This is a genomic window from Erythrobacter sp. CCH5-A1, assembly GCF_001557115.1.
Classification (GTDB): Bacteria; Pseudomonadota; Alphaproteobacteria; order Sphingomonadales; family Sphingomonadaceae; genus Erythrobacter.
Window position 1 is genome coordinate 23,721 of record NZ_LSKQ01000230.1, and the last position, 6,465, is coordinate 30,185.

At 60.7% G+C, this 6,465-nt stretch carries 5 protein-coding genes and 1 riboswitch; of the genes, 1 reads left to right on the forward strand and 4 read right to left on the reverse strand.

Going from position 1 to position 6,465, the window contains the following annotated elements:
- Window positions 1-2,142 (reverse strand): TonB-dependent siderophore receptor, encoded by a 2,142-nt coding sequence (locus tag AX708_RS13855; RefSeq protein WP_197425894.1) that lies wholly within the window; start codon window positions 2,140-2,142, stop codon window positions 1-3.
- 171 nt (window positions 2,143-2,313) lie between these two features.
- A riboswitch (cobalamin riboswitch) is annotated at window positions 2,314-2,548 on the reverse strand.
- Window positions 2,549-2,790: 242 nt separating this feature from the next.
- Complete coding sequence (locus AX708_RS20025; protein ID WP_082745422.1) at window positions 2,791-3,627, reverse strand: toprim domain-containing protein; 837 nt, start codon at window positions 3,625-3,627, stop codon at window positions 2,791-2,793.
- 187 nt (window positions 3,628-3,814) lie between these two features.
- Between AX708_RS20025 and AX708_RS20945 the strand changes: the two genes are divergently transcribed.
- Entirely contained in the window at window positions 3,815-4,696 is an 882-nt protein-coding gene (locus AX708_RS20945) for a lytic transglycosylase domain-containing protein (protein ID WP_066526068.1), read from the forward strand.
- Here the strand turns inward: AX708_RS20945 and AX708_RS13865 are convergent.
- Both AX708_RS13865 and AX708_RS13870 read right to left on the reverse strand, forming a co-directional pair.
- Complete coding sequence (locus AX708_RS13865) at window positions 4,676-4,951, reverse strand: hypothetical protein (protein ID WP_066526070.1); 276 nt, start codon at window positions 4,949-4,951, stop codon at window positions 4,676-4,678. The genes AX708_RS20945 and AX708_RS13865 overlap by 21 nt on opposite strands.
- 9 nt (window positions 4,952-4,960) lie before the next feature.
- A complete protein-coding gene (locus AX708_RS13870; RefSeq protein ID WP_066526073.1) occupies window positions 4,961-6,322 on the reverse strand; it encodes a helix-turn-helix domain-containing protein in 1,362 nt (453 codons plus the stop codon).
- Between the last annotated feature and the right edge of the window lie 143 nt (window positions 6,323-6,465).

The following is a 6,465-nucleotide window of genomic DNA, read 5'->3' on the forward strand; positions in this document are numbered from 1 at the left end:
TCAGAACCGCGCGCTGATCGAAACGTCGATCGAGCGTGGCCGCCCGAGCAGCCACTGCTCGTCATTATAGGTGGTGGTCGCGTAGTCCTTGTCGAACAGATTATAGACCCGCAGATTGGCCGCGACATTCTTCGTCACCGCGAAGGAGATGCCACCGTCGACCACGGCATAGCCGGGCACACGGAACTGATTTGCGTTGTCCGAGAAGGTCCGCCCGACATAGCGCAATCCAAGGCGCGTCTGGAGACGAGCAGTCACATCGTAGCTCAACCAGAGATTGGCGGTTGCTTCGGGCACATTGGGCGGAGTTTTGCCGTTGAACGATGTGCCGCCGCTCAGGAACGCGTCGAAACGCGCGTCAAGAATCGTGCCGTTGGCGTCGATCCCGAAACCGCCAGCGAGATCCAGTGTCAGCGAGGCTTCCAGTCCCTTCGCCGAACGCTGCCCCACCTGATCCTGTCTCGGCGGAAGGCTGCCCGGAACTGTCGCGAGAAGGTTCTTCTTGACGATCCGATAGGCGGCGAACGTGGCTAGACCGCGCCCGCCGAGGAAGCTGGCCTTGACGCCTGCTTCGACCTGATCGCCAGTGGTGTTCTTGAAGGCTGCCTGACCAATGGAAAAGGTAATCAGGGAACCGAGCGGATCGACTGCGGTAGCGTATTGGCCATAGAGCGAGAGCGCTGAGGTTGGCTGGTAGACCGCCCCCACCCGCCAGGTGACATTGTGCAAGGTCTTGTCGAGCCGCAAGGCCTCGGTCGCCGTGCCACCGGCTCCATAACTCGTGACATAGCGCTTTACATTGGCACGGTCGAAATTGATCCCCGCAGATACCGACAGCCGATCGCTGATCGTCAGCCGATCCTCGGCAAAGAGCGAATATTGACGGGTCCGGGTGCGATATTGGGGGCGCACGCCGAACGTATTGTAATAGAGGCCCGGATCGAAGCTGTAGGGATCGACCGGCTCGGCGAAACCGGGCGGCGGCACGTCAGAATCGAAATCGTTCGAATGCCTGAACTTGATGCCGTTGATGTCGAACCCGACCAGCAATTCGTTCTTCAGTCCGCCCCAGTTGCTGCGGAGAGTTGCATCGGTCTGCGCGCCGATCTGCGTCTGATCGTGATCAATGCCGTAGAAATCGAACCGGTCGATCTTCCCGGTAGCGCCATTCCAGAAATAGCTTTCGAGATTACGCCATTTGCGATGCGTGGTCAGGCGGTAGGCGGTGCTGCGGATACTGACAGAATCGCTCGGCGCCCATTCCGCCCGGATGGTCGTCCGGTTGTCCTTGAAGCGCATCAGGGCGTCGGTGACATTGTAGTTCCGGCGCTTGTTGCGATCGTCCAGCTTGCCGTCGATCAGCGGCGTGCCGAAATAGAGCATGGGTTCCTGGTCGCTGTAATCGTCCGACAATGTCAGGGTCAGCGTATCGGTGGGGCGTAATTGCACGGAGCCCGAGATCGCCAGGCCCTTCGAATCCCCACGATCGATCCAGCCATCCGATTGATTGCGGCTGATGTCGAAGCGATAGGCGATCAGCTCGTTCACAGGTCCACCCACGCCCGCGCCGATCCGCCAGCTGTTCTGGGAGCCATATCCCGCTTCCGCCTCGAACTCGGTGCGGTCGCTGTTCGGCTTCTTGGAGATGACGTTGACCGCCCCGCCGATTGCACCCTGGCCGTAAAGTACCGAGGCCGGGCCGCGCAGCACTTCGATACGGTCCACCGTCCAGGGATCGGTCGGAAAGGTGACGGTGCCTGCGCCCGGATAGAGGCGCACGCTGTCATAAAGCTGCATGATGGAGCCCGGCCCGCTGAAGCCCCGCGCGGCAAGGCCGGTGCCGCCGTTGCCGGGATTGGCGACGGAGCTAATTCCCGTTGCCCGTGTGACGGCATCGACGATCGACAAGTCACCGCGCGCACGGATTACGTCTCCGGCCAGAGTTTCGACGCTGGCCGGCGTCTCCAAGATGGTCAGGCCGAGGCGGCTTCCCGTTTGCGTGGGCGCGTTGGCATCGTCGGCGCGGGTGCCAAGCACGAGGATATCGGACTTGTCCCCTGCCTCGGCCGCATCTTCGGCATAAGCGAGAGTCGGAAAAACGAGTGCGGCGAGCGCACTGCTGGTAACGATGGTCTTGATCACAATTAGTCCCCCGGCGTCTTGCGACGTGGCCAGGGCAAACCCGCGCGAACGGGCGACACGCGCGGCGGCCGGACGCCATGGGCGGCCGACGCACGTCTCCGATGCGGCCCCAGCCGCTCGTTCGTCGCTCAGACGGAGTTCACCGTGCCGCGGCCATCCTCTGGACCAAGGCAAGAGCAACCAGACGCCGGCAGGTCTCCTGGCTCACGGGTCACAGCTTGATGCACGCCTTCCCAGACCTCGCATGATTTAGCGTCCGGCCCAGTGGCTGCCCCTTCAAAGAGGAGCGATGTGCATCGCGCTATCCGCTTACAGTTGCAGAGACAGCCGCGGATTTGGAAGAAAGCTTCCGCACCGCATTCCCGATTAAGCCCCTTTCGGAGGCACCGGCGCGATCAATGAAAGCCGGAACAGTCCGGCTTGCGATTCCTCGCTTAACTGAAGTGATCGGAAAAGCCAATAACGCTTGGAGCAGAGATTGAATCAACGATTACTGCATCCCGCGCCACCATTGCCATTGGCACGGCCAGAGCGCACCAACCGCGCGCACTCGATTTGAATGGCGGGTTTTCACTGAACCTATCGTTGGCCATCGGACTCCTGTACGGCCGAAAGTGGTCGGCAGCCGACACTCATGCTGATGTTCATTCAACGGATATGGCTCTGAACTTCCGCCCAGTCGTGGAAACGCCTTGGCGGTGGATCACGAATGATCTGCCTTTCCGGTATGCTGTGTGATCCAACTGCCGCCATTGCAGCAGTTCGTCCTGGGTCATCGTTATCCTTGGCGATGTAAAGGGTGCCAACATGCTCTGGAACCTTGATCAGCGCGAGACGCTCATTCCCGAGTGCTGCCCAGCACGGGACTCCTTTAATCTGAGCATAGCTTGCCGCATCCTCCATGCCCTCAGCAATGGCGAGCACGTTGCCTTCGAACTGTGGAGCCCAAGCACCCTGTCCGGGTTTGCCGAGCATGAATTTGCCCTCATGCCATGTTCCGTCGTTCGTAAGCCTGATCCGCTGGATCGCCGTCATCCGGTGTCCGGTTCTGACCGCGACCAGCAACGCAGGCCGGAAGGTGGTTCTGGGCTTGCGGCCGAACGGGCACCTTGGATGAAAGCGTAAGTCGGGGAGGTCGACAGGCAGTCGACGCGATCGAAGGTAGACTTCGCCGAGCGTCCCGCGGATCTCTGTGCCCTGATCCCAGATCCTTCTGACGTTGGGCGCAGTTCCTTCTGGACGGTAGCTCGGCGAAGGGGAATTCAGGATCGGTTTGGTCCGACCGATTGCGCGCAGGACATCCTCGCTGCGGCATCCCGCAAAACAGTGGACCAGAATACCTCGCTCGCCCTGCCGGACTGAAAGCGACGGCGTTCGGTCTGCGTGCGCGGGGCAGACGCACATCGCATAGGAACCGTGCCAACGGCCCTTCAGTGCAGCAACGATGTCGATGGTCTCCTGGGTGGGTCTGAGCGTAATCAGCATAAATTCGCTCCTCTCAGCTAAGCCTCACCATCTTTCCCCTTTGGATCGACCCGACCTTCTCCGGCACGGCTCGCGATGGCCAACGACGTTTTCGTCTATGCGATGCCAGATTCTGGGCGATTGCCATGCGCCGCCTGTTCATTTAGAAAAGTGGGGCGATATCCGAACCACGCCGAAAGGTGTGGTCATGAAAAATCTTCTATTTTTGCTGGTCGCTTTGACGCCGACGCCATCATCGGCGCGCGAAGCCATTCTCGACGTGTTTTCGCCAGAGGCAAAACCGGACTTCGCTGTGCTCGCCCCACAGTTGCGCGGGGCGGTCGATCTCGAGCAATCAGTGGAACCGCCTCCGGCTCCAGTGGATGTGTTTTCACCAGAGTTGCACGGCGACTTTGAGTTGGTCCCTCACAGCTTCACGATCAATCCCTATGCCGCGCGTCCCGCTGTTCCTTCGTGGATGCGGGCAGGTGCATCATTCATGAGCCCTGCTTCTTCACCCTTCCGCCCTTCGCAGGATGACCTACTCTGCCAGTCCCGCAGCTTCTTCCCGCGATATGGTATCAGCGGCGATGCTCAGGCTCGCCGGACCGCCTATTTCAACCTGATCGTCGAGGTCGCTTGCGATGCCGGCGTGCCCGTTGTTCTGTTTGACGCCTTGCTGGCGCAGGAAAGCAGATATCGTCCCTTCGCGCGCAGCAGTGCTGGGGCGATGGGCATGGCTCAGTTGATGCCTGGCACGGCCCAATATCTACGGGTCACCGACCCTTGGGATGTTCGGCAAAACCTTGTCGGCGGTGCGCGGTATCTGCGCGAGCAGCTCGATCGCTTCGGGACATGGGAGCTTGCACTGGCTGCCTACAATGCTGGCCCGGGACGCGTGGACCAGTTTGGCGGCATCCCGCCGTTTCGTGAGACCCGCAACTATGTGCGCACGATCATGGGCTCGATTGGCATTCCGAATTCGACCGGCGGCGTGTCGCTGGCTTCGGCAGCAATTCCCGCGCCCAATCCGTTTCGCCGGGTACTGCTTGCCTCATTCGAGGGAGGATCAGACGTCCCAGAACACTGAGAACCCGGTAGCCCACGCATAGTACACGCTGATCGCGAGGATGACGGGCGTGCCCTTGAGGTAGTTGAGCTGCCAGCGCAGCCAAAGCTTCGGGATGACCAGAGCTTTCTGGAGCCCCGTTTGGTGCGTGGGTCGCCACCTGCCACTCCGCCAGTCGTCAGCCGTGACGATAACTGCGAGCACTGCGCAGATCAGCGCCATCATTCCCACGCCAATGTAGAGCGATGTCCAAGCGATAAGGGCTTCGTGCTTCATGAGTCGTGCCTAGTGCATCGATGGTTGAACAGAGATACGCATATTCGACGCCCTTGTATCCCCCTGGCCGAATACTGTCTTTCTGCGGCCGAGCAGCGTGTGGCCGAGATTGAGCTCACCGCTGCGGGCGCGCCGCACCAGCGCCTGCATGTATGCATCGGGGGTCTTGCGGATTTGTCCGCTCGCCAAGTGATGCCCGGTGATCAGCGCGCACAGGAGTGCGATCTCTGTCCCCAGTATGGCGCTTGCCCGAGCGGTCGTAGCCTGACCTATCTGGCAGACGCGAGCGACCGCGTGGAGCTCGCTCAGGCCGGGTTGTCTCCCAATATTGACCATGCCGTCGATGAAAGGGAAGAGGGCAAGGGCGTCGGCCCAAACGAAACCCGATCGCTTGATCCCGTAGACATCATTCGGGTCGGCCGAGACCAGCGCATTCTTGCACGCATTGGCTGCTTCTTGCTTCGCCCTGTCGGCATCGGACGTGGTTTGAACCTCATGCGGTTCCTGTCGGCAAGCGCCCTCTGCCAAGCCGTATACAGATTCAAGAGCTTCTTCAGGACTGTATTGATGGTGATCATCCCGGCGCACCCTAGTGTCCCCGGGAGGTGTCAGTGACGCAATCTCGGCGAGCGCTATGCGCTCTGACAACCGATCAAGGAGCCGCGCTGCGACCTCGGCGAGCCGGCTCAGTACCCTGATCGCGATGGTAGACCCTTTTCGCCTCTGGCATGTGCGCCGCGCCGCAGAGATCGCATCGAGCTTCTTTCGGACCTTGTCAGCCCAAGGGTGGCCCTGCTCGAACGGCCGCAGCAGCCGGTAGGCGCTGCTGGTCGCCTTTCGAATTTCGTTGGGCAGGATTAGATTCTGCTCGGCCAGGGCTTTCTCTGTTGCAGCCAACTCGGTGAGGTAGTCCTCGAGGAGCAATAGCGGGGCCAGCGACCATCCTGATGCGTCAGAGCGATCCCCGTTCTTTCGTGACCCAAGAAATCGCTTGCCGTTGCCGGCGAGGCAATGGGGGATGATCAGACCGTATTCGGCAAGGCGCCTTATGTTCTTGCGTGCAGCGGTCCATCCGATCCGGCATTTGAGGTGGTCGTTCGAGGCGGCAATGAGCGGGCCGCAGCGGCTGTCCCAGTCGACATTCATCGCGGCGATGCTCGCGGCGGCATGGTAAAGATCGCGCCAGACAATCCTCGGAACATCGATCGTCACCGGCGGGACTCTCATGAAGGTCTCAATGATATCGAGCAGCTTGCGCCTGCGGTGCCTGCCCGCATCTTCGGACCCCTGTTGCCGAAATCCGCGCATCATCTTGCCGACGCGTGCTGCATGCCTCGCCCGGTCTATGGGGTCGTCCATCAAGCTGATCATGGTCAGCTGTTGTTAGCGTCCGCGCTCGTGGTGTAATTTCTGGTGTAGATTGAGGTGATCGCGCGGGGTGGGGCATGCCCCACCCCGCGCGATTTCGATCTCGGTGGCCACCGGGCTCATTGGTAAGGTGGAGTTTCCAAGCT